At 61.7% G+C, this 24,544-nt stretch carries 20 protein-coding genes; all 20 read left to right on the top strand.

The window, feature by feature from the left end; all coding sequences use genetic code 11:
* The first annotated feature begins 91 nt into the window (after positions 1–91).
* The 20 genes from AB8A27_RS03060 to AB8A27_RS02965 all read left to right on the top strand — a co-directional run bounded on the left by AB8A27_RS03060 (position 92) and on the right by AB8A27_RS02965 (position 24,539).
* Complete coding sequence (locus AB8A27_RS03060) at positions 92–1,345, top strand: Hsp70 family protein (protein ID WP_441240621.1); 1,254 nt, start codon at positions 92–94, stop codon at positions 1,343–1,345.
* A gap of 94 nt (positions 1,346–1,439) precedes the next feature.
* Positions 1,440–2,021, top strand: coding sequence for a TetR/AcrR family transcriptional regulator (locus tag AB8A27_RS03055; RefSeq protein ID WP_092139756.1), 582 nt, complete (start codon positions 1,440–1,442; stop codon positions 2,019–2,021).
* Positions 2,022–2,136: 115 nt separating this feature from the next.
* Complete coding sequence (locus AB8A27_RS03050; RefSeq protein ID WP_441240620.1) at positions 2,137–3,483, top strand: MFS transporter; 1,347 nt, start codon at positions 2,137–2,139, stop codon at positions 3,481–3,483.
* Between the two features lie 113 nt (positions 3,484–3,596).
* Positions 3,597–4,703: an efflux RND transporter periplasmic adaptor subunit gene (locus AB8A27_RS03045; protein ID WP_441240619.1), complete on the top strand. Its 1,107-nt coding sequence runs from the start codon at positions 3,597–3,599 to the stop codon at positions 4,701–4,703.
* Positions 4,704–4,730: 27 nt separating this feature from the next.
* Positions 4,731–7,871: an efflux RND transporter permease subunit gene (locus AB8A27_RS03040; protein ID WP_441240618.1), complete on the top strand. Its 3,141-nt coding sequence runs from the start codon at positions 4,731–4,733 to the stop codon at positions 7,869–7,871.
* A gap of 19 nt (positions 7,872–7,890) precedes the next feature.
* Entirely contained in the window at positions 7,891–8,490 is a 600-nt protein-coding gene (locus tag AB8A27_RS03035) for a TetR/AcrR family transcriptional regulator (protein ID WP_441240617.1), read from the top strand.
* Between the two features lie 36 nt (positions 8,491–8,526).
* Positions 8,527–9,150, top strand: a complete 624-nt coding sequence (locus AB8A27_RS03030; protein WP_441240616.1) for a flavin reductase family protein — start codon at positions 8,527–8,529, stop codon at positions 9,148–9,150.
* A gap of 236 nt (positions 9,151–9,386) precedes the next feature.
* Entirely contained in the window at positions 9,387–11,663 is a 2,277-nt protein-coding gene (locus tag AB8A27_RS03025; RefSeq protein WP_441240615.1) for an acyl-CoA dehydrogenase, read from the top strand.
* Positions 11,663–12,946, top strand: a complete 1,284-nt coding sequence (locus AB8A27_RS03020) for an acetyl-CoA C-acetyltransferase (RefSeq protein WP_441240614.1) — start codon at positions 11,663–11,665, stop codon at positions 12,944–12,946. Before AB8A27_RS03025 ends, AB8A27_RS03020 begins: the two co-directional genes overlap by 1 nt.
* A 7-nt stretch (positions 12,947–12,953) precedes the next feature.
* Positions 12,954–15,053, top strand: coding sequence for a 3-hydroxyacyl-CoA dehydrogenase NAD-binding domain-containing protein (locus AB8A27_RS03015; protein WP_441240613.1), 2,100 nt, complete (start codon positions 12,954–12,956; stop codon positions 15,051–15,053).
* Between the two features lie 42 nt (positions 15,054–15,095).
* Complete coding sequence (locus AB8A27_RS03010; protein WP_441240612.1) at positions 15,096–15,527, top strand: acyl-CoA thioesterase; 432 nt, start codon at positions 15,096–15,098, stop codon at positions 15,525–15,527.
* A gap of 86 nt (positions 15,528–15,613) precedes the next feature.
* The gene (locus tag AB8A27_RS03005; protein WP_441240611.1) at positions 15,614–15,814 is read left to right on the top strand and encodes a hypothetical protein; all 201 of its coding nucleotides are present in this window, start codon (positions 15,614–15,616) and stop codon (positions 15,812–15,814) included.
* A gap of 126 nt (positions 15,815–15,940) precedes the next feature.
* Entirely contained in the window at positions 15,941–16,759 is an 819-nt protein-coding gene (locus AB8A27_RS03000; protein WP_244558198.1) for a DeoR/GlpR family DNA-binding transcription regulator, read from the top strand.
* A 161-nt stretch (positions 16,760–16,920) separates the two neighbouring features.
* A complete protein-coding gene (gene glpD / locus AB8A27_RS02995) occupies positions 16,921–18,465 on the top strand; it encodes a glycerol-3-phosphate dehydrogenase (RefSeq protein WP_441240610.1) in 1,545 nt (514 codons plus the stop codon).
* Positions 18,462–19,550: an ABC transporter ATP-binding protein gene (locus AB8A27_RS02990; protein ID WP_441240609.1), complete on the top strand. Its 1,089-nt coding sequence runs from the start codon at positions 18,462–18,464 to the stop codon at positions 19,548–19,550. The genes glpD and AB8A27_RS02990 overlap by 4 nt, the downstream gene beginning before the upstream one ends.
* A gap of 1 nt (position 19,551) precedes the next feature.
* On the top strand, positions 19,552–20,637 hold the full coding sequence (locus AB8A27_RS02985; protein ID WP_441240608.1) for an ABC transporter ATP-binding protein: 1,086 nt from the start codon (positions 19,552–19,554) through the stop codon (positions 20,635–20,637).
* Positions 20,637–21,539 (top strand): carbohydrate ABC transporter permease, encoded by a 903-nt coding sequence (locus tag AB8A27_RS02980; protein WP_092139728.1) that lies wholly within the window; start codon positions 20,637–20,639, stop codon positions 21,537–21,539. The genes AB8A27_RS02985 and AB8A27_RS02980 overlap by 1 nt, the downstream gene beginning before the upstream one ends.
* On the top strand, positions 21,539–22,345 hold the full coding sequence (locus AB8A27_RS02975; RefSeq protein WP_092139726.1) for a carbohydrate ABC transporter permease: 807 nt from the start codon (positions 21,539–21,541) through the stop codon (positions 22,343–22,345). Before AB8A27_RS02980 ends, AB8A27_RS02975 begins: the two co-directional genes overlap by 1 nt.
* A 9-nt stretch (positions 22,346–22,354) precedes the next feature.
* Positions 22,355–22,684 (top strand): DUF2160 domain-containing protein, encoded by a 330-nt coding sequence (locus AB8A27_RS02970; RefSeq protein WP_441240607.1) that lies wholly within the window; start codon positions 22,355–22,357, stop codon positions 22,682–22,684.
* A gap of 109 nt (positions 22,685–22,793) precedes the next feature.
* Positions 22,794–24,539: an ABC transporter substrate-binding protein gene (locus tag AB8A27_RS02965; protein WP_441244815.1), complete on the top strand. Its 1,746-nt coding sequence runs from the start codon at positions 22,794–22,796 to the stop codon at positions 24,537–24,539.
* Positions 24,540–24,544 lie beyond the last annotated feature (5 nt).

Genomic DNA, 24,544 nt, shown 5'->3' with positions numbered 1-24,544 from the left:
AAGCGCTTCCGGACAGTGCGGCTGTGCAAAAATATAACGCTGGATCGCGGCTTGCGAACTGTGTAGACGGACGTTCCTTTCGGGAGCGGAAATGTCGGTTTGTGGTCTGGATTTTGGCACGTCGAACACGACGCTCGGCACGGTCATCAATGATGTCCCGGTGCTGGCGGCGCTCGAAGACCATCATGTCACAATTCCGAGTGCGATCTTTTACAAGGCCGATACTGGCGCCTTCATCGGCCGCAAGGCGATCGAAGCCTACGTCGAGGGCGCGCCTGGCCGCCTGATGCGCAGCCTCAAATCCGTGCTCGGCACCTCGCTGATCGACGAGACGACACGCGTCGGCCGCGAACGCGTCAGCTTCCGCAATGTCATCGCCTATTATCTCGGTGCGGTGAAGCGACGGGCAGAAGCGACCACCGGGCTGGAACTCCGCAAGGTTGTGCACGGCCGGCCGGTGCATTTCGTCGATGACAATCCCGCCGGCGATGCCAAGGCCGAAGACACGTTACGCACCATCGCGAAAGACGTCGGCTTCGAGGACGTCACGTTCCAGTTCGAACCGATCGCGGCGGCGCTGGATTACGAGCGCGAGATCAATTCGGAGGAGATCGCGCTGATCGCCGATATCGGCGGCGGCACGTCGGATTTCTCCATCGTGCGGCTGTCGCCCGAGCGGCATCGTCATGCCGACCGCAAGGACGACATCCTCGCCAATGACGGCGTGCGGATCGGCGGTACCGATTTCGACCGGCATCTCAGTCTCGGCGTGATCATGCCGCTCCTCGGCTATCGTTCGGCGATGAAGCGCGCCGGGCTTGATGTGCCGTCGGGCTATTTCCACGATCTGGCCACCTGGTCGAGCATCAACCGGATGTACGATTCCAAGGTCATGAATGAGGTGAAACAGGTGCGCTACGAGGCGCAGCAGCCGGAGCTGCTGGACCGTCTCGTACGCGTATTGGACGAACAGCGCGGCCATACGCTGGCGATGGAAGTCGAGGGTGCCAAGATCGGCCTGTCCGACAAGCCGAAGTCGAGCATCGCGCTGGACTGGATCGAGCCGGGCCTTGCCGCGGGCGTCGTCCGCAAGGAACTCGTCAGCCATACCCAGTTGCTCGCCGATCGGATCACCGCGCGGATCAAGATCTGCCTGACCCAGGCCGGGCTGAAGCCCGAAGCGATCGATGCGGTCTTCCTGACCGGCGGTTCGGTGCAGCTCGCTCATGTCCGCAAGGCGATCACGGCGGCGCTACCGGTCGCCCGGGCCATCGATGGCGATACGTTCGGGGCCGTCGGCAAGGGCCTGACTGTCGAGGCGGCCCGGCGCTACGGGCAGGGCTAGATCCAAAGGCCAGAGTAGCAAAAAGGGGCCGAACGCCTTGTGGCTATGCGCGGCGGTCGCTTGATCCGGCGTCCGGCGCAGCCATATTAAGCCTATGGCGAAGCTCTCGAATCGCGACAGGATTCTCACCGCAGGACTGAAGGTCGTGCATGCGCGCGGCTATGCGGGGGCCAGCGTTCGCGACATCGTGCATGCCGCCGGCGTGCCGCAGGGCACCTTCACCAATCACTTCACCTCCAAGGAAGAATTCGGCCTCGAGATCATCGATCTCTATTTCGCGAAAGGCCGCGAGTTGATGGCGCAGACGCTGCGCAATGAGGGCCTGTCACCGCTGGCGCGGCTGCGCGCCTATATCGACGCCAACATCGCCCGGCTGACCGAAGACCAGATGTGCAATGGTTGCCTGTTCGGCAATTTCACAGCCGAAGCGAGCGACCACAGCGATCTCATTCGCGACCGGCTGGTGACGATCTTTGCCGATGTTCAGCAGAGTATTGCCGAATGCCTGACCTCTGCGGTGAAAGCCGGCGAGCTGCCGGCCGACTTCGAGTGCGCGGAGGTTGCGGGTTTCATCGTCTCGTCGCTGCAGGGGGCCAACCTGCTGTCGAAAGCCGAGCGCAGCCCGGCGCCGATCGAGCGCTTTGCGCAGGTGCTGTTCACGCAAGTGCTGCGCTGAGCTGATTGCTGCTCTGCACAGACATTGCCGCTCCCCGGCTCTTTCGCTAAACCGTGCGACATGACAGCGCGGCCCGCAGAGGCCGTCGCCGACAATACATCGCCGGGAGTGAACCATGAGCCAGACCGCCGTCGGCGCGCGCGCCACGCGCAGCGCAAAATCCGACATCGAAACCTCGACCATCCGTGCCATTTCGTGGCGGCTGATCCCGTTTCTGGTGCTGGCTTATTTCCTGGCCTATCTCGACCGGGTCAATCTCGGCTTCGCAGCACTCACCATGAATGCCGAACTGAATTTCTCGCCGACGGTCTTCGCGTGGGGCGCGGGCATCTTCTTCATCGGCTATTTCATTTTTGAGGTTCCCAGCAATATCGCGCTGGAGAAATTCGGTGCCAGTCGCTGGATCGCTCGCATCATGGTGAGCTGGGGCATCCTCTCCGCGCTGATGGCGATCGTCAGTGGCCCGTGGAGCTTCTACACGCTGCGCTTCCTGCTCGGTGTCGCCGAGGCTGGTTTCTTCCCCGGTATCATTCTCTATCTGACTTACTGGTACCCAGCCGAATATCGCGCGCGCTTCCTCGCCGCTTTCGCCATCGCGGTTCCCGTCTCCACCGTCATCGGCGCGCCGATCTCTGGCATGTTGCTGGGGCTCGACGGTGTCATGGGCCTGAGGGGCTGGCAGTGGCTGTTCATCATCGAAGGCATTCCGTCGGTCATTCTCGGGGTTGTCACCTGGTTCTATCTCACCGACAAGCCTGAAAAGGCCGAATGGCTGACGCCCGACCAGAAGATGTGGCTGTCCGACAAGCTTGAAGCCGAGCGCCTCGCCAAGGAGAGCGCCCACGGCATGACGCTGGGGCAGGCGCTGTCGTCGCCGAAGGTGTTGATGCTGAGCGTGATCTATTTCGGCTTCGTTGGCGCGCTCTATGGCATGCAGTTCTGGTTGCCGCAGATCGTGAAGGCGTTCGGCTTCACCAATCTGCAGACCGGCTTTGTCACCGCGATCCCCTATCTGTTCGGCTCCATTACCATGGTGTTGTGGGCGCAGCATTCCGATCGGACCCGCGAGCGCGTCTGGCATGTCGGTCTGCCGCTGCTGCTGACCGCCGTGGCGCTCGCGCTGTCCGGCATCTCGATCAATCCGACGCTGACCATGGTCGCACTGACGGTCGCGGCGATCGGCGTGTTCTGCACCTTCGCCTTGTTCTGGACGTTGCCGACTGCGTGGCTGAGCGGCACCGCCGCTGCTGGCGCCATCGCGCTGATCAATTCGATCGGCAACCTCGCCGGCTTCGGCGGTCCCTATCTGATCGGCTGGGTTAAGGAGCTGACGGGCAGTACCTCGACCGGGCTTCTGGTCCTGGCGGTCATGCCGCTGGTGGCTGGTATCCTAGTGCTGGTCGGCAATCACGGGACGGCAACGGAGTTTACAGCTGCCGGCAAACCGGCGCGGGCGAAATAAGGCAGGGATGCGGTGCGGCAATCTGGCGAAATCGTGATCACTGACGAATATTGACATTCGTCAGTGATCACGCCTAGGTTTCTTTCGAACAGTCATTCGAAGGACGCCTCGTGATGCCCGGCCATACCCATGTCAGCGCTTTCCGCAAGCCATTCGCCGCCGCGCTTTTGCTGATCCCGGTCCTTGCTCTGGCCGGATGCGGCAAGAAAACCGAGGCGGAAGCAAAGCCGACCCGGCCCGTGCTGGTCGCGACCGTGCATTACGAGCCGGAATCGCCGCAGCGCAGTTTTGTCGGCACCATCCGCCCGCGGATCGAGACCGATATGGGCTTCCGGGTCCCCGGCAAGGTCGCCAAGCGTCTCGTGGAGGTCGGCCAGACCGTCGAGATCGGCCAGCCGCTGGCCACCCTCGATGAAGTAGATCTGAAGCTGCAGGCCGAGCAGGCCGTCGCCGAACTCAATGCCTCCACGGGCGTACTGGCCAATGCCAGCGCCGCCGAAGGTCGCGCCACCGAACTGCGCAGCAAGGGTTGGTCCACCCAGGCGCAGCTCGATCAGGCCAAAGCCGCCGGCGATGAAGCCCGTGCCCGCCTCAACCGCGCCGAGCGCTCGGTCGAACTCACCAAGAATAGCCTCTCTTATGCAACGCTGATTGCTGATACCCGCGGTGTTGTCACGGCAACGCTGGTCGATGCGGGCCAAGTCGTGGCCGCCGGCCAGGCCGCCATACGCGTCGCCCGTTTCGGCGAGAAGGAGGCGGTCGTCTCCGTTCCGGAAACGCTGGTTGGCCGTGCCAAGGAAGGCAAGGCCAGCGTGACGCTGTGGTCCGAGCCCGGCAAGCAATATGCTGCCAAGCTGCGTGAACTCGCGCCCAACGCCGACACCGCGACGCGCACCTATCTCGCCAAGTTCTCGCTGCCCGAGGCCGACGACAAGGTGTCGCTCGGCATGACGGCGACGCTGACGCTCTCAGATCCCGCCACCGAACGCGTTGCGCGCGTGCCGCTCTCGGCACTGTTCAGCCAGGGCAACACCCCGTCGCTCTACGTCGTGAGCGCATCGGGCGACGTCGCGCTGCAGCCGGTCAAGGTGAAGTCCTATGAGAGCAACGACGTCATCATCTCAGGTGGCGTTGATGAAGGTGCCAAGGTTGTGACGCTTGGGGTGCAGAAGCTCGACCCCGCGCTGAAGGTCCACGTCGTCTCCGCATTGTCGTTTTAAGACACCCGCATTCAAAGGACGAAGCCAATGCATCGCTTCAACCTCTCCGCCTGGGCCGTCGCTCATCCCGCGCTGATCCTGTTTCTGATTATCGCGCTCGGTGTTGGCGGCTTCATCTCTTACGAGAAGCTTGGCCGCGCCGAAGATCCGTCCTTCACGGTGAAGGTGGTCAACGTCACGGCGATCTGGCCGGGTGCGACGGCCAAGGAAATGCAGGAGCAGGTTGCAGATCCCATCGAGAAAAAGATGCAGGAGCTGCCTTACTTCGACAAGGTGCAGACCTATTCGAAGCCGAACTTCACGGCGCTGCAGGTCACGTTCAAGGACAACGCGCCGGCCAAGGACGTGCCGTTCCTGTTCTATCTGTTGCGCAAGAAGCTCGCCGACGTGCAGGGCAGTCTGCCCGCCAATCTGGTCGGGCCATCGGTCAATGACGAATTCAGCGACGTCGATTCCATTCTCTACATGATGACCGGCGAGGGCGCGGACTTCGCACAGTTGAAGAAGGTTGCCGAAGGCCTGCGTCAGCGCCTGTTGAAGGTGAAGGGCGTTACCAAGGTCAATCTCTACGGCACCCAGGACGAACGCATCTTCGTCGAGTTTTCCCATGCCAAGCTGGCGACGCTCGGCATTACGCCACAGACGCTGTTCGACTCGCTCGCCAAACAGAATGCGATCCAGCCGGCTGGTACGGTGGAAACCTCGTCGCAGCGCGTGCCGCTGCGCGTTACCGGTGCGCTCGACGGCGTGAAGACCGTGGCGGAAACACCGGTCGAGAGCAACGGACGGACGTTCCGACTCGGCGATATCGCGACCGTGAGCCACGGCTTCGTCGATCCGCCGGATTTCAAGGTCCGGCAGAAGGGCCAATACGCACTTGGCATCGGCGTGGTGACGGCCAACGGCGCCAACATTCTCGAACTCGGCAAGGATGTCGACAAGGCCAAGAACGAGTTCATGGCCGCCGTCCCGCAGGGCATCAATGTCGAACAGATCGCCGATCAGCCGCTGGTGGTCGAACATGCCGTCGGCGAGTTCACGCACTCGTTCATTGAGGCGCTCGCGATCGTGCTGTTCGTCAGCTTCTTGGCGCTCGGCTGGCGTACCGGAATCGTGGTGGCGCTGTCGGTGCCGCTGGTACTCGGTATCGTCTTCATGGTCATGAATGCGATGGGGATGGACCTGCATCGCATCACGCTCGGGGCGCTGATCATCGCGCTCGGCCTCTTGGTCGACGACGCGATCATCGCGGTCGAGATGATGGTGGTGAAAATGGAACAGGGCTGGGACCGCGTGCGCGCGGCATCTTTCGCCTGGGAGTCCACGGCGTTTCCGATGCTCACGGGCACGCTGATCACGGCCGTCGGCTTCCTGCCGATCGGCTTCGCTAATTCCGCAGTCGGCGAATATGCCGGTGGCATCTTCTGGGTGGTCGCGATTGCACTGATCGCCTCATGGTTCGTTGCGGTGATCTTCACGCCGTATATCGGCGTCAAGCTGCTGCCGAACCTGGCCGCCCACGGTAGCGCCCATCACGATCCGCATGCGGTTTACGAGACGCGCATCTATCGTGGTCTCCGCAGCGTCGTGCAGTGGTGTGTCACGCATCGCATCAAGGTCGTGGCTGCCACTGTCGGTATCTTCGTCGCCGCCATCGTCGGCTTTGGCCACGTCCAGCAGCAGTTCTTCCCGCTTTCGGAACGTCCCGAACTGTTCTTCCAGCTTCGCCTGCCGGAAGGCACGGCGTTCGACGTCACCGAAAAGGCTGTCAAGGACGCCGAGAAGCTGCTCAAGGACGACAAGGACATCTCCACTTACACGGCCTATGTGGGCCGCGGTTCGCCGCGCTTCTGGCTCGGCCTCAACCCACAGCTCCCGAATGAAGCCTTCGCCGAAATCGTGATCGTGTCGAAGGACGTCGAGGCACGTGAGCGCATCAAGGCCAAGATCGAGAAGGCCGTGGCCGAGGGCCAGTTGCCGGAAGCCCGCGTGCGCGTCGATCGGTTCAATTTCGGTCCGCCGGTTGGCTTCCCCGTCCAGTTCCGCGTCATCGGGCCGGACACGGCGACCGTGCGCGATATCGCCTACAGAGTGCGCGAGGTGATGCGCGCCAACAAGAACATGGTCGATCCGCAGCTCGACTGGAACGAGCAGACGCCGTCCCTCAAGCTGGTGGTCGACCAGGACCGAGCCCGTGCTCTCGGCCTGACGCCGCAGGAATTGTCACAATCCCTGGCGATGCTGATCTCCGGCGCGTCGGTCACCACCGTCCGTGACGGCATCGAGAAGGTTGGCGTCGTCGCCCGTGCTGTTCCGTCGGAACGCCTCGATCTCGGCCGCGTAGGCGATCTTACCATCATCTCGCGCAATGGCGTTCCGGTGCCGCTGTCGCAGGTGGCGAAGATCGAATATGCCCATGAGGAGCCGATCCTCTGGCGCCGCAACCGCGACATGGCGATCACCGTGCGTGGTGACGTTATTGATGGCGTGCAGCCGCCGGATGTCACCAACCAGATCTGGCCGCAACTGCAGCAGATCCGCGACAGCCTGGAGCCCGCCTATCGCATCGAGATTGGCGGTGCGGTGGAGGAATCCAGCAAGGGCAATGCCTCGATCGCCGTGCTGTTTCCGCTAATGATGATCATCATGCTGACGCTGCTGATGGTGCAGTTGCAGAGCTTCTCGCGCCTGATCCTGGTGTTCCTGACGGCGCCGCTCGGCATCGTCGGCGCCTCGCTGGCCCTGAACGTTGCCAACAAGCCGTTCGGCTTCGTGGCGCTGCTCGGCCTGATCGCGCTGGCGGGTATGATCATGCGTAACGCCGTCATTCTGGTGGATCAGATCGAAACCGACGTGCAGCACGGCCTTACCCGCCGCGAAGCCATCGTCGAGGCGACCGTGCGCCGTGCGCGTCCGGTTATCCTGACGGCGCTGGCGGCCATTCTGGCGATGATCCCGCTGTCGCGCTCGGCCTTCTGGGGCCCGATGGCGGTCACCATCATGGGTGGATTGTTTGTGGCGACGTTCTTGACGTTGTTGTATCTCCCGGGTCTCTATGCCCTATGGTTTCGCAAGAGCCTGGATGAACGCGGATCGGGTGAGGAGGTGGATCATCACGCACCGCACCATCACGACAAGAAGCAGGCCTTTCCGCTTGCTGCCGAATAGCTGAAGACTGTTATCCGAGATGACTCTGATTTCTGAACACGTCGAAGCCGATATGCGAGGCCGCATCGTTGTGGTCGCGGAAAAGCTGTTTCGTGAAATCGGCTACCAGAAGACCACCGTGGCTGATATCGCCAAGGTGCTGCGGATGTCGCCGGCCAATGTCTATCGCTTCTTCGATTCGAAGAAGTCTATCATTTCGGCCGTGGCGCAGCGGCTGATGGGGGAAGTTGAAGAGGCCGCAGGAGCGATTGCTGAAAATCCGCAGCCGGCCGCCGCACGGCTCCGCGAACTGCTGACGTCGATCCATGAGATGAATGCCGAGCGCTATGTTGGCGATGCCAAGCTGCATGAGATGGTCGCCATCGCCATGGAAGAGAGTTGGGATGTCTGCACCGCCCATATGGAGCGGATCACCGTGACCATCGGCGGCGTCATCGCGGATGGCGCTGCCAAAGGTGAGTTTTACGCCCCCGACGTCGAATTGGCAGCCATGTGCGCCTGCACCGCCATGATGCGGTTCTTTCACCCGCAGATGATCGCGCAATGCGCGACCAAGCCCGGCCCGACTCTGGACCAGATGATCGACTTCGTTCTTGCCGGGTTGGCGCCGCGGGGCTAGACGATCTTCCTGACGTCAATTTAGGGGATCTTCCGCGTGACCGCATTCGATCTGCATTCCTACGAGCCCGTCAACGGCCACGGCCTCAAGCACGATCCCTTCAATGCCATCATCGGTCCGCGCCCGATCGGGTGGGTCTCCTCCCGGGACGCCAATGGCCGCGTCAATCTGGCGCCCTACAGCTTCTTCAACGCCTTTAATTACACCCCGCCGCTGATCGGCTTCTCCAGCATCGGGATCAAGGACTCCGCCCGCAACATGCAGGCGACGAAGGAATTTGTCTGGAACTTGGCCACCATGGATCTGGCCAAGCAGATGAACGCTACGGCCGCGAGTGTTGGCCCGGAAGTCGATGAATTCGAGCTTGCCGGTCTGACGCCGGTGCCGAGCAAGCTTGTCAATGTGCCACGGGTCGGCGAAGCCCGCGTCGCTTTCGAATGCAAGGTGAGCCAGATCATCGAGCTCAAGGGCGCGAACGGTGCCCCGGCCAATGCCTTCCTCACCATGGGTGAAGTCGTTGCCGTGCATATCGACAAGACCCTGATCGTGGATGGCGTGTACCAGACCGCGCTCGCCGGCCCGATCCTGCGCGCCGGCCGCCGCGGCGATTACTTCCACATCAAGCAGGACGCCATGTTCGAGATGGCCCGCCCGGACTGAGGCTGGCTCTTCTTCCGGCGTTTTGGCCGCGCGACCACTGGTCACGCGGCGAGAAATCGCCTTTCGGGAACCGTTGCGGTATCCTGTCGTTAATGATGGCTCGATGCTGTCAAATTTCGCTTGAATATCAATGCGAAAGCTAAGGTGACACCGACAACATCCTGCCAAGAGCGTCTGCCTTTTGGCGCCCGCAGTCCGCCCGGACCGCTGGTCGCCTCGATCGAGAGGAAGCCTCCATGAGCTCGTCCAGCTTGCGCCGCGATTATCTCACCAAGCCGATCTTCGGCTGGGCCAAGGGCGTGCTGCCGAAGATGTCGGACACCGAGCGCGAGGCGCTGGAAGCCGGCGACGTCTGGTGGGATGCGGACCTGTTTACCGGCAATCCGGACTGGGCCAAGCTGCTGGCGGTGAAGCCGGCGACGCTGACGGATGAAGAACAAGCCTTCATGACGGGTCCGGTGGATCGTCTCTGCGAGATGATCGACGACTGGAAGATCAATTGGGAATTGCGCGACCTGCCGCCCGAGATCTGGGACTTCATCAAGCGCGAGAAATTCTTCGGCATGATCATTCCGAAGGACTATGGCGGTCTCGGATTCTCGCCCTACGCGCATTCCGAAGTGGTCCGGAAGATTTCGTCGCGTTCGGTGGTTGCCGCCGTTACCGTGATGGTGCCGAACTCGCTCGGCCCCGGCGAACTCTTGATGAAATTCGGCACCGACGAACAGCGCCAGCGCTGGCTGCCGCGTCTCGCCGATGGTCGCGATATTCCCTGTTTCGGCCTCACCAGCCCCGAAGCCGGCTCCGACGCCGCGTCGATGATCGACAGCGGCGTGATCTGCAAGGGCACCTTCGAGGGTCGCGAAGTGCTCGGCCTGCGTCTCAACTGGCACAAGCGCTACATCACGCTGGGTCCCGTCGCGACGTTGATCGGTCTGGCTTTCAAGGCCTATGACCCCGATCATCTGGTCGGCAATCAGGACGAGCTTGGCATCACCGTCGCGTTGATTCCCCACGACCTGCCGGGTGTCGAGATCGGCCAGCGCCATCTGCCGTCGATGCAGGTGTTTCAGAACGGCCCGAACTGGGGCCGCGACGTCTTCATCCCGCTCGACTACATCATCGGCGGTCAGGAGCGTCTGGGGCAGGGCTGGAAGATGCTGATGTCGGCGCTCGCCGCCGGCCGTGGCATTTCGCTGCCGTCGCTGTCCGCTGCAGGCGCTGCCTATGTGGCGCGCACCACCGGAGCCTATGCGCGCATCCGCGAACAGTTCAACATTTCGATCAGCAAGTTCGAGGGCATCGAAGAGCCGTTGGCGCGCATCGCCGGCACGGCCTATCTGCTCGATGCCGCGCGGCGACTGACCTCGGCGGCACTCAATCAGGGGCATCACCCTGCGGTTATCTCCGGCATCATGAAGCTGCATGCCACCGAGCGCATGCGTCTTGTCATCGATGACGCCATGGACATTCATGGCGGCAAGGCCGTCATCGACGGCCCGCAGAACTATATGGGCAATCTCTATCGTGCGGTGCCGGTGGGCATCACGGTTGAGGGCGCCAATATCCTGACGCGCAATCTCATCGTGTTCGGGCAGGGCGCCATCCGCGCGCATCCTTATTTGTTGCAGGAAATGAACGCGCTCGGCGATCCCGACAAGGCGAAGGGTCTCGACGCATTTGATACCGCGTTCTGGAAACATATCGGCCATAGCGTCACCACGCTGTTCCGCGCCTGGGGCCGCTGCTGGACCGGTGGCGTATTCGCGCCGGCGCCGGATGCCGGCGATGCCACGCAATTCTATCGCCAGCTCTCGCGCTATTCGTCGGCTTTCGCGCTCTGCGCCGACATGGCGTTGCTGACGCTGGGCGGTGCGTTGAAGCGCAAGGAAATGCTGTCAGCGCGGTTCGGCGACATTCTCTCCGAGCTGTATCTGCTCTCGGCGGTGCTGAAACGCTGGGAAGACGAAGGCCGCCAGCAGGAGGATCTGCCGGCGCTTGAATGGTGCATGGCATCCGGATTCAAGACGATTGAGAACCGCTTTGCGGAGATTCTGGCCAATCTGCCGAATCGCTTTGTCGCCGGCATCCTCAAATTCATCGTGCAGCCATATGGTGCATCGGTGCTCGGGCCTTCGGATCGCGTCGTGCATCGCTGCGCGCAGATGATCCTGGAGCCGTCGGCGACGCGCGATCGTCTGACGCCTGATCTGTCGCATATCGATGACGATCGCGGACTGGCGCGGTTGGAAAAGGCGTTCAAACTGGTGACATCGAGTGACGATATTGCCAAGCGCATCCGCACGGCGAAGCTGAAGAACTGGAAAGATGCAGTGACACAGGGCGTGATTACCCAGGCCGAGGGCGAGAAGCTCGCCGCCGCACAGGAAGCCGTCAAGCTGGTGATCGAGGTCGATCACTTCGCGCCGCAGGAGCTGTCGCCGGGCTATAAGAAGTCCGATAACGTGCACCAGTTCTTTCAGGACCTTGGTGAGCAGCGGGCAGCAAGCTGATGGCAAGACCAGTCTATATCGTCGACGGCAGCCGGACGCCGTTCCTCAAGGCGCGCAGCGGTCCCGGCCCGTTCACTCCTGTCGATCTTGCCGTTCAATGTGGCCGCCCGCTGCTGGCACGGCAGCCATTTGCACCAAACGCCTTCGATCAGGTGATCCTCGGCTGCGTCAATGTCATCGCCGACGAGATGAATCCCGCGCGCGTCGCTGCGCTTCGGCTCGGCATGGGCGAGGCGATGGTGGCCTTCACCGTGCAGATCAATTGCGGCTCCGGCATGCAGTCGATCGACACCGGGTATCACTACATCCGTGAGGGGAATGCCGATTTGATCCTCGCCGGCGGTGCCGAAGCGCTCAGCCACGCGCCGCTGGTCTGGCCGCAGAACGGCGTGCGCTGGTTCGCCGGTCTGGCCATGGCCAAGGGCCCGCTCGCCAAGCTCGCCGCATTCGCCAAGGCACGGCCGGCATACTTCAAGCCGGTCATCGGCCTCGAGCGCGGTCTCACCGATCCGATCACCGACCTCAATATGGGCCAGACCGCCGAAAAGGTCGGGCATCTGTTCGGCATCACGCGCGCACAGGCCGATGCCTATGCCGTCGAAAGTCACAAGCGCCTCGCCTATGCGCAGGAGCAGGGCTGGCTGAAGGGCGAGGTCGAGACAGCCTTCGATCGCAAGGGCAATTTCTACGATCACGATGATGGTGTGCGTCCGGACTCGTCAGCCGACAAGCTGGCGATGTTGAAGCCGGTCTTCGAGCGTCCATGGGGCCAAGTCACCGCCGGCAACTCCTCGCAGATCACCGATGGCGCATCCTGGGTGATCCTCGCCTCCGAAGATGCCGTGGCGAAGCACAGGCTGACGCCGAAGGCCGTCATCCTCGACAGCCAGTGGTCGGCGCTCGATCCGTCGATCATGGGGCTCGGCCCGGTGTTATCGTCGAACGATTTGTTGAAGCGCAATAACATGACGATTCACGACATCGAGACCTGGGAATTGAACGAAGCCTTCGCCACGCAGGTCCTCGGCTGTCTCGCTGCCTGGAAAGACGAAAAATTCTGCCGCGAGGTGCTCGGTCTCGACGGTGCGGCCGGTGAGATCGATCGTGCGAAGCTGAATGTCGATGGGGGCGCCATCAGCCTCGGCCATCCCGTCGGCACCTCCGGCAACCGCATCGTGCTGCATCTTGTGAACGCGATGAAGCGGCTCGGCACCAGGCGCGGCATCGCCACCGAATGTATCGGCGGCGGCCTCGGCGGTGCGATGTTGATCGAGACGGTGTGAGGGCGTCATGGACAGCAAGATCATGGACGTTCTCAAGGATCGCGTGCTCGAACTCGGGCCGGCTCCCGACACGTCAGGCGCCTATCGCCACTTCAAGCTGACGCGCGATGCCGATGGCATTGCGTGGCTGTTGTTTGACCGGGCTGATGCGAGCGCCAATACGCTGTCGGCTGTGGTGCTGGAAGAATTCGACCAGGTGCTGAATGCGCTGGAAGCCCAGCGCCCGACCGGCATCGTGGTTCGTTCGGCCAAGACGTCCGGCTTCATTGCCGGCGCCGACGTCAATGAATTTCGCGGCGCCAGCGATCCGTTGGAAGTGGAAACGCAAATCGGCCGCGCTCACGCGGTGATCGATCGCTTCGAGGCGCTGAAGATCCCGACGGTGGCCGTCATTCACGGTTTCTGTCTCGGCGGAGGTCTCGAAGTGGCGCTGGCCTGCCAGATGCGCATCGCCATTGACGGCGCGCGCTTCGGTTTTCCGGAAGTTATGCTCGGCCTGCATCCAGGTTTGGGTGGCACTGCGCGCTTCACGCATCTCGTCAATCCGATGCAGGCGATGCCGCTGATGCTGACCGGCAAGACCATCGACGCACGCCAGGCGAAGGCGATCGGTCTTGTCGATGCGGTGACCGAGGAACGTCATGTCCGTAACGCTGCGCGAGACGCGGTGTTCGGCAAGCTCAAGCGCGCCAAGCCGAGTGCGCTGATCCCGATCATGAACTTCTCGCCGGTGCGCGGCATTCTCGCCTCGCGCATGGTCGCCGAGGCCAGCAAGGCTGCGCCGCGCGAGCACTATCCCGCGCCTTATGCACTGATCGAGCTGTGGGAGAAACATGGCGGCGACCGTGCGGCGATGCTCAATGCCGAGAAGGCGTCCTTCGCCCGGCTGATGGTGACACCGACGGCGCAGAACCTGATCCGCGTCTTCTTCCTGCGCGAGCAGATGAAGAAGCTCGCCGGCGACGGCAACGTGGGCATCAAGCATGTCCATGTCATCGGCGCCGGCGCCATGGGCGGTGACATCGCGGCGTGGTGCGCCCATCAGAACATGCGCGTTACGCTGGCCGACATGAAGCCCGAACCGATTGCGGGCGCCATGAAGCGCGCAGCTGATCTCTATAACAAGATCATCCGCAAGCGCACCGAGCAGCGTGATACGCTGGATCGCCTGATTCCTGACATGGATGGCGAGGGTGTGCGCAATGCCGACCTTATCATCGAGGCGGTGTCGGAAAAGCTCGAGCTGAAACAGAAGGTCTATGCCGGCATTGAGTCGCGCATGAAGCCGGATGCGATCCTCGCCACCAACACATCGAGCATTCCGCTGCAGGATCTGCGCAGCACGCTGGCGCGGCCGGAGCGGTTGCTCGGCCTGCACTTCTTCAACCCGGTCTCGCGCCTGCAGCTTGTCGAGGTCGTCAGTCATGACGGTGTTAATCAGGAGATGCTGAAGAAGGCTACGGCCTTTGTCGGTGCCATTGACCGGCTGCCGCTGCCGGTGAAGAGCTCGCCGGGCTTTCTCGTCAATCGTGCGCTGACGCCTTACATGCTCGAGGCGATGATGCTGATGGAGGAGAAGGTCGACAAGGAAACCATCGATGCCGCCGCTGAACAGTTCGGCATGCCGATGGGTCCCATCGAGCTGGCCGATCAGGTCGGTCTCGATATCTGCCTCGCTGTCGGCGACATGCTCCGCTCGAAGTTCGGTGACCTGCTGCCGCCGACGCCGGCCTGGCTGCGTGAGAAGGTCAACAAGGGCGAGCTCGGCAAGAAGACCGGCCGTGGCTTCTATGCATGGCGTGACGGCAAGGCCGAGAAGAGCTCCAGTGCGGTCGCTACGGCCCGTCCGACGCAGGAGATGATTGATCGCCTGGTGCTGCCGATGTCGAATGTCTGCGTCGCCTGTCTGCGCGAAGGTATCGTCGACAATCCCGATGTGGTCGATGGCGCAATGATTTTCGGAACCGGTTACGCGCCCTTCCGCGGCGGTCCGCTGAACTATGCGCGGACGCGTGGAACCGAGAATATCACCGCGACGCTGCGTACGCTGGCGGCGAAGTTCGGCGATCGTTTCGCCCCTGATGCCGGCTGGGAAACATTCAAATAAATTGGTTGCACAAGATGACTCAACTTCGGGCAGCATCTGCTCATGACTGAAACAACGAATCGGGTCGCAACGGGTCTGGCTGCCGAGCCCACCGGCGATCTCACCATCCGAACGGTCGCAATGCCGGCCGATACCAATGCCAATGGCGATATCTTCGGCGGCTGGCTGCTGAGCCAGATGGATCTCGGTGGCGGCATCTTTGCCGCCAAGGTGGCGAAGACGCGCACGGTCACCGTCGCCATCGAGGCGATGACCTTCCGCAAGGCCGTTCATGTCGGCGATGTCGTGTCCGTGCATGCGGAGCTGGTGCGGATGGGCCGCACATCACTCACTGTGCATATCGAGGCCTGGGTGCTTCGCCGCAATGAAAACGCCCCGATCCTGGTGACCGACGGCAATTTCACCTTTGTGTCCATTGACGAGGATGGTCGTCCGCAGGTGATCAAGCGCCCGGATGCGACGATCGCGACCTGAGCAATTCTAAACACCGGCTGGAACGAAATACCCCCTGCGCTGTTGGTGGCCCGGAATATGCATTGCCTATCGCGAAGGGGGCCGCCATGTCAGACACTTACATTATCGAAGTCTCGTCGCAGGCAGCCGGCATCGTGGTTCGCGATCCCGGTGGGTACAGGTTCTTCGCCGCGTCTCACCGTTTTAACCCCATGGAAGGCCAGTTGTTTCGCAATGCGCGCGAAGCTGAACGCGCGGCCTTTCAATTCGCGCAGGGTATCCAGGAGGCTGCTGCGGTCGCGCCCTAATCTCAGGGCGGAGTTGTAAGAACTCCGTCATGGCCGGGACGAGCCCGGGCACGACGAGTTTCGGGCACAAGTTGACCCGAACCGCCAACACCCGCACCATGGAGCCGTTCGCTCCGAGGTGCTGTTGTGACTGCTGGCCTGACTCATCGCCAATCTGAAATCCTGAATCACGCGCGCGCCTTTGGCCGCGTGATGGTTGACGATCTGGTGCGGCGCTTCGAGGTGTCCGCGCAGACCATCCGCAAGGACCTCAACGATCTCTGCGATCAGCGCCTGCTGACGCGTATCCACGGCGGCGCCATCGTCGCCTCCGGCGTCGAAAACCTCGCTTATGAAGCGCGCCGATTCGTGGCGGCCGAGGAGAAGAAGGCGATTGGCGTTGCTGCCGCGGCGCAGATTCCCAATGGCTCGTCGCTGTTCATCAATATCGGTACCACCACCGAGGAAGTCGCGAGCGCGCTGACCAATCACGAGAACCTGCTGGTCATCACCAACAATCTCAATGTGGCGATGATGCTGTACCGGCATCCACATATCGAAGTGATCGTGGCCGGTGGCACTGTGCGCCGCTCCGATGGTGCGGTGATCGGCTCTACAGCGATCAAGCTGATCGGTCAGTTCAAGGTCGATTACGCCATCATCGGCGCCTCGGCGATCGACGAGGAGGGCGCGTTGCTCGACTTCGATTATCGCGAGGTGCAGGCCGCGCAGGCCATCATCGCCAACGCCCGCAGCGTCATGCTGGTCTGCGATTCGACCAAGCTCCGGCGCAGCGCGGCCGTCCGCATCGCCCACATCAGCCAGATCCAGACCTTCGTGACCGATGTCCCCCTGCCGCCCTCTTTGCAGGAGATCTGCCGGAGCCGGGGTGTGCAGGTGATCGCGGCCTTGCCGGGGTCTGCGGACGATTCTGACGATCTGGAACCCGAACCGACCCCACTTTAGAGCCTGTTTGGGGCCCCAAAACGGGACTTCAAACCGTTACAGACCCCATTGCTTTCGTTTTTTGTTGTGCTTTAATCGAAAACGAAAGCCAAATCGCTGAAAGCGAAGATGGCGCGTCCGAAGGAAGGCGCCAGACTATTGGCGCAGGGAGGGGAGACGGGGTGGGTCAGATCTACGACCTCGCAATCATTGGTGGTGGTGTGAACGGCTGCGGTATTGCCCGCGATGCCGTCGGCCGCGGCAATTCCGTGTTCCTTTGCGAGATGAACGATCTGGCTAGCGGCACCTCGTCCTGGTCAACCAAGCTGATCCATGGTGGGTTGCGTTACCTCGAATATTACGACTTCAAGCTGGTGCGCCATGCGCTGCTCGAGCGCGAAGTTCTCTGGCAGATCGCGCCGCATATCATCCGCCCCCTGCGTTTCGTGCTGCCGCATCACGCCGGTCTGCGGCCTGCCTGGCTGCTGCGCTTGGGCCTGTTCCTCTACGACTATATAGGCGGCCGTAAACTTCTGCCCCCGACGCGTACGCTCGATCTCACCCGCGACGAGACCGGCAAACCGCTGGCGCCCGGCCGGTTCAAGCGTGGCTTTGAATATTCCGACTGCTCGGTCGATGATGCACGCCTTGTCGTGCTCACCGCGCGTGATGCCGCCGACCGGGGCGCCGAGATCCGTACGCGCTCGCGTGCAACCGAGATTAGGCAGTCCGACGGGATGTGGCAGGTCACGGTGCAGGATACGGCGACGGGCGACAGCTCAACTATCAGCGCGCGCACGCTGGTTAATGCCGGTGGTCCGTGGGTCGAGAATGTTCTGGCGGTCGGTGCCGGTGTCAATGCGAAGGCGAAAGTCCGCCTCGTGCAGGGCTCGCATATCGTGGTGCCGAAACTTTACAACCACGACCGTGCCTACATCTTCCAGAATGCCGATGGTCGTATCGTGTTTGCGATTCCCTATCAGGGCGATTTCACCCTGATCGGCACCACGGATATCGATTATCAAGGCGATCCCGCCGATGTGAAAATCTCCGCCGATGAAATCAACTATCTCTGCAAGTCGGTCAGCGAATATCTTGCGCGACCCGTGCTGGCCGAAGACGTGGTGTGGACCTATTCCGGCGTGCGCCCGCTCTACGACGACGGCGCCAATGAGGCCAAGGCGGCGACGCGCGATTATGTGTTCGAACTCGATCTGCCCGGCGGCCTGCCGCTGCTGTCGATCTATGGCGGCAAGATCACGACCTATCGCCGTCTCGCGGAAGAAGCCTTGCAGAAGCTTGCGCCCTATCTGAAGGGTAACAAGGCGAAGGAAGGCTGGACGGCCCATGCCACGCTGCCCGGTGGCGATTTCGACGTCTCTGCCGTCGATGCGCTCATCGCAGAGCTGTTGCGCGACTATCCGTTCCTGACGCCGGCCCATGCCAACCGCCTGGCGCATGCCTATGGCACGCGTGCAGCGAAAATGTTGGGCATCGCGAAAGCGCCGGTCGATCTCGGTCAGGCCTTCGGGGCAACGCTCACCGAGCGCGAAGTGCGTTATCTCGTTGCCAATGAATGGGCCGTGAGCGCCGAAGATATCGTCTGGCGCCGCTCGAAGCTCGGTCTGCGTCTGTCGAAAGATGAGGTCGCAGCGCTTGATGCCTGGCTCGACGCCAATCGCGCGCAGCCAGCGAACGCACGGCAGGAAGCAGGAGCGCGACCATGAGCGTTGCGCTCGATCATGTCTCGCAGATGGTGGACGGCGTCACGACGATCCGTGACGTCTCGCTGACCCTGGAGCGCGGCACCCTGAACGTCCTGCTCGGGCCAACGCTGGCCGGCAAGACCTCGATCATGCGGCTGCTGGCCGGCCTCGACAAGCCGACCCAAGGCCGCGTGCTGGTCGATGGCAAGGACGTTACCGGTCTCGATATCCGCAAGCGGTCAGTGGCGATGGTCTATCAGCAGTTCATCAATTACCCCTCGCTGACGGTCTATGAGAACATCGCCTCGCCGCTGCGCGTGCAAGGGAAGCCGAAGGCCGAGATCGAAACCCGCGTGCGCGAGGCCGCTGCCTTGCTCAAGCTAGAGCCCTATCTGAAGCGCACGCCATTGCAGCTCTCCGGTGGCCAGCAGCAGCGCACGGCAATCGCGCGTGCATTGGTGAAGGGCGCCGATCTCGTACTGCTCGACGAACCGCTCGCCAATCTCGATTACAAGCTGCGCGAGGAATTGCGCACCGAACTGCCGAAGATATTCGAGGCCTCCGGCGCGATCTTCGTCTATGCAACGACAGAGCCCTCCGAAGCGCTGTTGCTCGGCGGCAGCACGGTGTGTCTGTGGGAAGGTCAGATTCTGCAGGTCGGTCAGACCTCCAAGGTCTATCGCCATCCCGAGACTCTCAAGGCTGCCGAAGTGTTCTCCGACCCACCGCTTAATCTGGTGGTGATCGAGAAGAAGAATGGCACCGTGCATTACGCGGGCGGTGCGACCGCGCCCGCCAGTGGCCTCTACGCAAACCTCGCCGACGGCAGCTATCGTGTTGGCTTCCGCGCGCATCAGCTCGAAGTCGCCAGTGGTCTCGCCGGACGGCATGCATTTCCAGCGGAAGTGACCGTGACCGAAATCACCGGGTCGGAAAGCTTCGTCCATCTGAAACGCGACGCGTCGAACTGGGTTGCGGTGCTGCAGGGCGTGCATGAATTCCTGCCCGGCCACATGCTCGACGCCGTGCTCGATCCCGCCAATCTGTTCGTCTTCGATAGCAGCGACCGTCTGGTTGCCGCTCCCAACACTGTGCAGGGAGCGTAACATGGCCCGCATTGATCTCGTCGATCTCGCGCAGTCCTATAGCGGCAACGATGCCGATCCGGAATCGTTCGCGCTGAAGCCGATTTCCATGACCTGGCGCCAGGGCGGTGCCTATGCGCTGCTTGGGCCGTCCGGCTGCGGCAAGACCACGCTCCTGAACCTGATCTCCGGCATCGTCACGCCGACGCGTGGCAAGATACTGTTCGACGGCAAGGATATCACGCCGCTGTCGACGCAGAAGCGCAACATCGCGCAGGTGTTCCAGTTTCCGGTCATCTACGACACCATGACCGTGGGCGAGAATCTGGCTTTCCCGCTGAAGAATCGCGGCGTGCCGAAGGCGCAGATCGATGCACGCGTCGCCGAGATCGGCGAGCTGCTCGATCTCACGCCTTATCTCAACCGTAAGGCGACACGGCTGACGCCTGATGCCAAACAGAAGATCTCGCTCGGCCGTGGTCTGGTTCGTTCCGATGTCGCTGCGGTGCTGTTCGACGAACCGCTGACGGTGATCGATCCGGCGCTGAAGTGGGAACTGCGCTCGAAGCTCAAGGCACTGCACCGCGCGCTGGACCTAACCATGATCTACGTGACCCACGACCAGACCGAGGCGCTGACCTTTGCCGATACGGTGGTCGTGATGCATGACGGGCGTGTCGTGCAGTCCGGTACGCCGCAGGAGCTGTTCGACAAGCCCGCGCATACATTCGTCGGCTATTTCATTGGCTCGCCCGGCATGAATATTGTGCCCGCCGAAGTCAGCGGCCGCGAGGCCCGCGTCGGCGGTCATGTCATTGCGCTGCAGCGCAGCTACGACAAGATGCCAGCAGGCGCCACAATCGAAATCGGTATCCGCCCCGAATTCGTTCATGTTGCGACGCCCGCGCCGGGCTTGCTGCTGGCGCAAGTCGAGCGCGTCGATGATCTTGGTCGCATCAGTTTTGCGCGCGTCCGCATCGGCGGCGTCAAATTCGCTGCGCGCGTACCCCAGGGATTTTCGGTCCCGAGTAGTGATGTCGGGCTGGTGTTCGATCCCGCGCGGGTGCACGTTTATGCCGACAGCCGCCTTGTCGAAGGGGTTGCGTGATGGACAAGACCGTCAATCAAAAAGCCTGGTTCCTCGTCCTGCCGGTCTTTCTCATTGTGGCGTTCTCCGCGGTGCTGCCGCTGATGACGGTGGTGAACTATTCGGTGCAGGACACCTTCGGCAACAATCAGTTTTTCTGGAATGGCGTCGGCTGGTTCAAGGAGCTGCTCGATCCCTCCAGCGATCTCGGCAGTCGCTTCTTCGCCTCGCTGCTGCGCAATCTGGCTTTCTCTGCGATCATTCTCACCATTCAAGTGCCGCTCGGCATTCTCGTTGCGCTGTCGATGCCGCGCGAGGGCTGGCGCGTCGCCGCGTGCCTTGTGATCCTCGCGCTGCCACTGCTGATTCCATGGAACGTGGTCGGCACCATCTGGCAGATCTTCGGGCGTCCCGACATTGGTCTGCTCGGCTATACGCTCAATCACATGGGTATCGACTACAATTATGTGTCGAACGAGTTTGATGCCTGGGCCACGGTCATCGTGATGGATGTCTGGCACTGGACCAGCCTCGTCGCTCTTTTGTGTTACGCCGGGCTAAAGTCGATTCCCGATGCCTATTATCAGGCAGCGCAGATCGATGGAGCCTCACGCTGGGCAGTGTTTCGTGCCATCCAGTTGCCGAAGCTCAACCGCGTGTTGCTGATTGGTGTGCTGCTGCGCTTCATGGACAGTTTCATGATCTATACCGAGCCTTTCGTCGTCACCGGCGGAGGCCCCGGCAATTCGACCACTTTCGTGTCGATCGAACTGGTCAAGATCGCGCTCGGACAGTTCGATCTCGGCAAGGCTGCCGCATTGTCGCTGGTCTATAACCTGATTGTGCTGATCGTGTGCTGGGTGTTCTACACCGTGATGACCAATGCCGGCGTCGATCACACGAAACCCGAGGGAGCGGTCTGATGCATACGATCCCCGGACGCCGTATTATCCTGACGCTGTTCCTGATCTTCCTGCTGCTGCCGATCTATTGGCTCGTGAATATGAGCTTCAAGACCAATAACGAGATCGTCTCGACGATGACGCTATGGCCGCATCAGCCGACGCTGGCCAACTACATCCGCATCTTCACCGACGAGAGCTGGTATTCCGGCTACATCAACTCGCTGAAATACGTCATCATCAACACCATCCTGTCGATCTCCTTCGCGCTGCCCGCGGCCTATGCGTTCTCGCGCTATCGTTTCCTCGGTGACAAGCATCTGTTTTTCTGGCTTCTGTCGAACCGGATGGCGCCGCCTGCCGTGTTCGCGCTGCCGTTCTTCAATCTCTATTCGGCCATCGGCCTGTTCGATACGCCTTGGGCCGTCGCGCTGGCGCATTGCCTGTTCAATGTGCCGCTCGCGGTGTGGATCCTCGAAGGCTTCGTGTCAGGCGTGCCGCGCGAGATCGACGAGACGGCGTTTCTCGATGGCTACTCATTCCCGAAGTTCTTCGTGAAGATTCTCGTGCCGCTGATCGCATCGGGCATCGGCGTCGCTGCCTTCTTCTGCTTCATGTTCTCCTGGGTCGAATTGCTGCTGGCGCGCACGCTGACCTCGGTGAATGCCAAGCCGATCTCGGCGGTCATGACACGTACCGTGTCGGCTTCCGGCATGGATTGGGGCCTGCTCGCCGCCGCCGGTGTGCTGACCATCATTCCCGGCGCGCTCGTCATCTGGTTCGTCCGCAATTATATCGCGCGCGGTTTCGCGCTTGGCCGGGTCTAGGAGGTCGCCATGGAAAACATCGCATGGATGGCCTGGACGCCGCCGACGGCGATCTTCTTCGGCCTGCTGGCGCTTACGCTCTGCACCATGACATGGCTCGCAGTTGCCTATCCCGAAACCGAACGTATCGGCATCCTGCGCATTCCCACCACACGAGGCGACCGGCTGTTCCTGTCGCTGATCGCTGCGGCCGTGATCCATCTGCTCTGGATCGGCTTCATCGGTAGCGACCCGATCGCGACATTGCCGATCGGTGAGGAGGGCGTTGAAATTTCGGACTTGTGGTTCGCGACTCTGATTTCGCTGGTCTCGGCGGTGGCGATCTTTCGCACCGTCTGACCGGCATTGACTGCAGTCCCGGGATGAACCCGGGCCTGAAACAGAAGTGAGGGAGGAAGTTATGAGGCACCTGACGACACAGGCCCGTCGCCCGACGCGCCATATCATGATGACCAGCGCCGCTGCGTTGATCACGGCGACTGCGTTGCTCGCCGCGCCGGCCAAGGCCGACGACGCGACCATTCAGAAGTGGATCGACAGCGAATTCCAGCCATCGACGCTGTCGAAGGCAGAGCAGCTGAAAGAACTGCAGTGGTACGAGAAGGCTGCTCAGCCGTTCAAGGGCATGGAGATCAACATCGTCTCCGAAACCATCACCACGCACGAATATGAATCGCGTACGCTGGCCAAGGCGTTTTCCGAGATCACCGGCATCAAGCTGAAGCACGACCTGATCCAGGAAGGCGATGTGGTCGAGAAGCTGCAGACCCAGATGCAGTCCGGCAAGAACGTCTATGACGGCTGGATCAATGACTCCGATCTGATCGGCACGCATTTCCGCTATGGCCAGACCATCGCGCTGTCGGACTATATGACTGCCGAGGGTAAGGACGTCACCAGCCCGACGCTGGATATCAAGGACTTCATCGGTACGCCTTTCACTACGGCGCCTGACAAGAAGCTGTACCAACTGCCCGATCAGCAGTTCGCCAACCTTTACTGGTTCCGGTACGACTGGTTCACCAATCCGGACTACAAGGCGAAGTTCAAGGCCAAATATGGCTACGATCTCGGCGTGCCCGTGAACTGGTCGGCCTATGAAGACATTGCCGAGTTCTTCACCAACGACATCAAGGAGATCAACGGCGTCAAGGTCTATGGCCACATGGACTATGGCAAGAAGGATCCGTCGCTTGGCTGGCGCTTCACCGACGCCTGGCTGTCGATGGCCGGTAACGGCGACAAGGGTCTTCCGAACGGTCTGCCCGTCGATGAATGGGGCATTCGCATGGAAGGCTGTCGTCCAGTCGGCTCGTCTATCGAGCGCGGCGGCGACACCAACGGCCCAGCCGCCGTCTACTCCATTGTGAAATATCTCGACTGGCTGAAGAAGTATGCTCCGCCGCAGGCTCAGGGCATGACCTTCTCCGAGTCGGGTCCCGTGCCGGCACAAGGCAATATCGCTCAGCAGATGTTCTGGTACACCGCCTTCACCGCCGACATGGTGAAGCCGGGTCTTGCGGTCATGAATGCCGATGGTACGCCGAAATGGCGCATGGCTCCCTCGCCGAAAGGCTCCTACTGGAAGGAAGGCATGAAGCTCGGCTATCAGGATGTGGGCTCGGGCACGCTGCTCAAGTCGACGCCAGCCGATCGCCGCAAGGCGGCGTGGCTCTATCTGCAGTTCATCACCTCGAAGTCGGTGTCGCTGAAGAAGAGCCATGTCGGTCTCACCTTTATCCGTGAGAGCGATATCTGGGACAAGTCGTTCACCGAACGTGCGCCGAAGCTCGGCGGTCTGGTCGAGTTCTATCGCTCCCCAGCCCGCGTGCAGTGGTCGCCGACCGGCAACAACATTCCGGACTATCCGAAGCTGGCACAGTTGTGGTGGCAGAACATCGGCGACGCATCGTCCGGTGCGAAGACCCCGCAGCAGGCGATGGACTCGCTGGCCGCAGCGCAGGATTCTGTGCTCGAACGTCTTGAACGATCCAAGGTTCAGGGCGAATGCGGACCGAAGCTGAACAAGAAGGAAACCGCTGAGTTCTGGTATGCGAAGTCGGCCAAGGACGGCAACATCGCGCCCCAGCGCAAGCTGGCGAACGAGAAGCCGAAGGGCGAGACCGTGGACTACGACACGCTGATCAAGTCGTGGCCTGCAACCCCGCCGCAGAAGCGCGCGTCGGCGAATTGAGGCGA

The sequence above is a fragment of the Tardiphaga sp. 768_D3_N2_1 genome (assembly GCF_052076105.1).
Lineage (GTDB): Bacteria > Pseudomonadota > Alphaproteobacteria > Rhizobiales > Xanthobacteraceae > Tardiphaga.
This window is presented reverse-complemented; position numbering and strand designations above follow the sequence as displayed.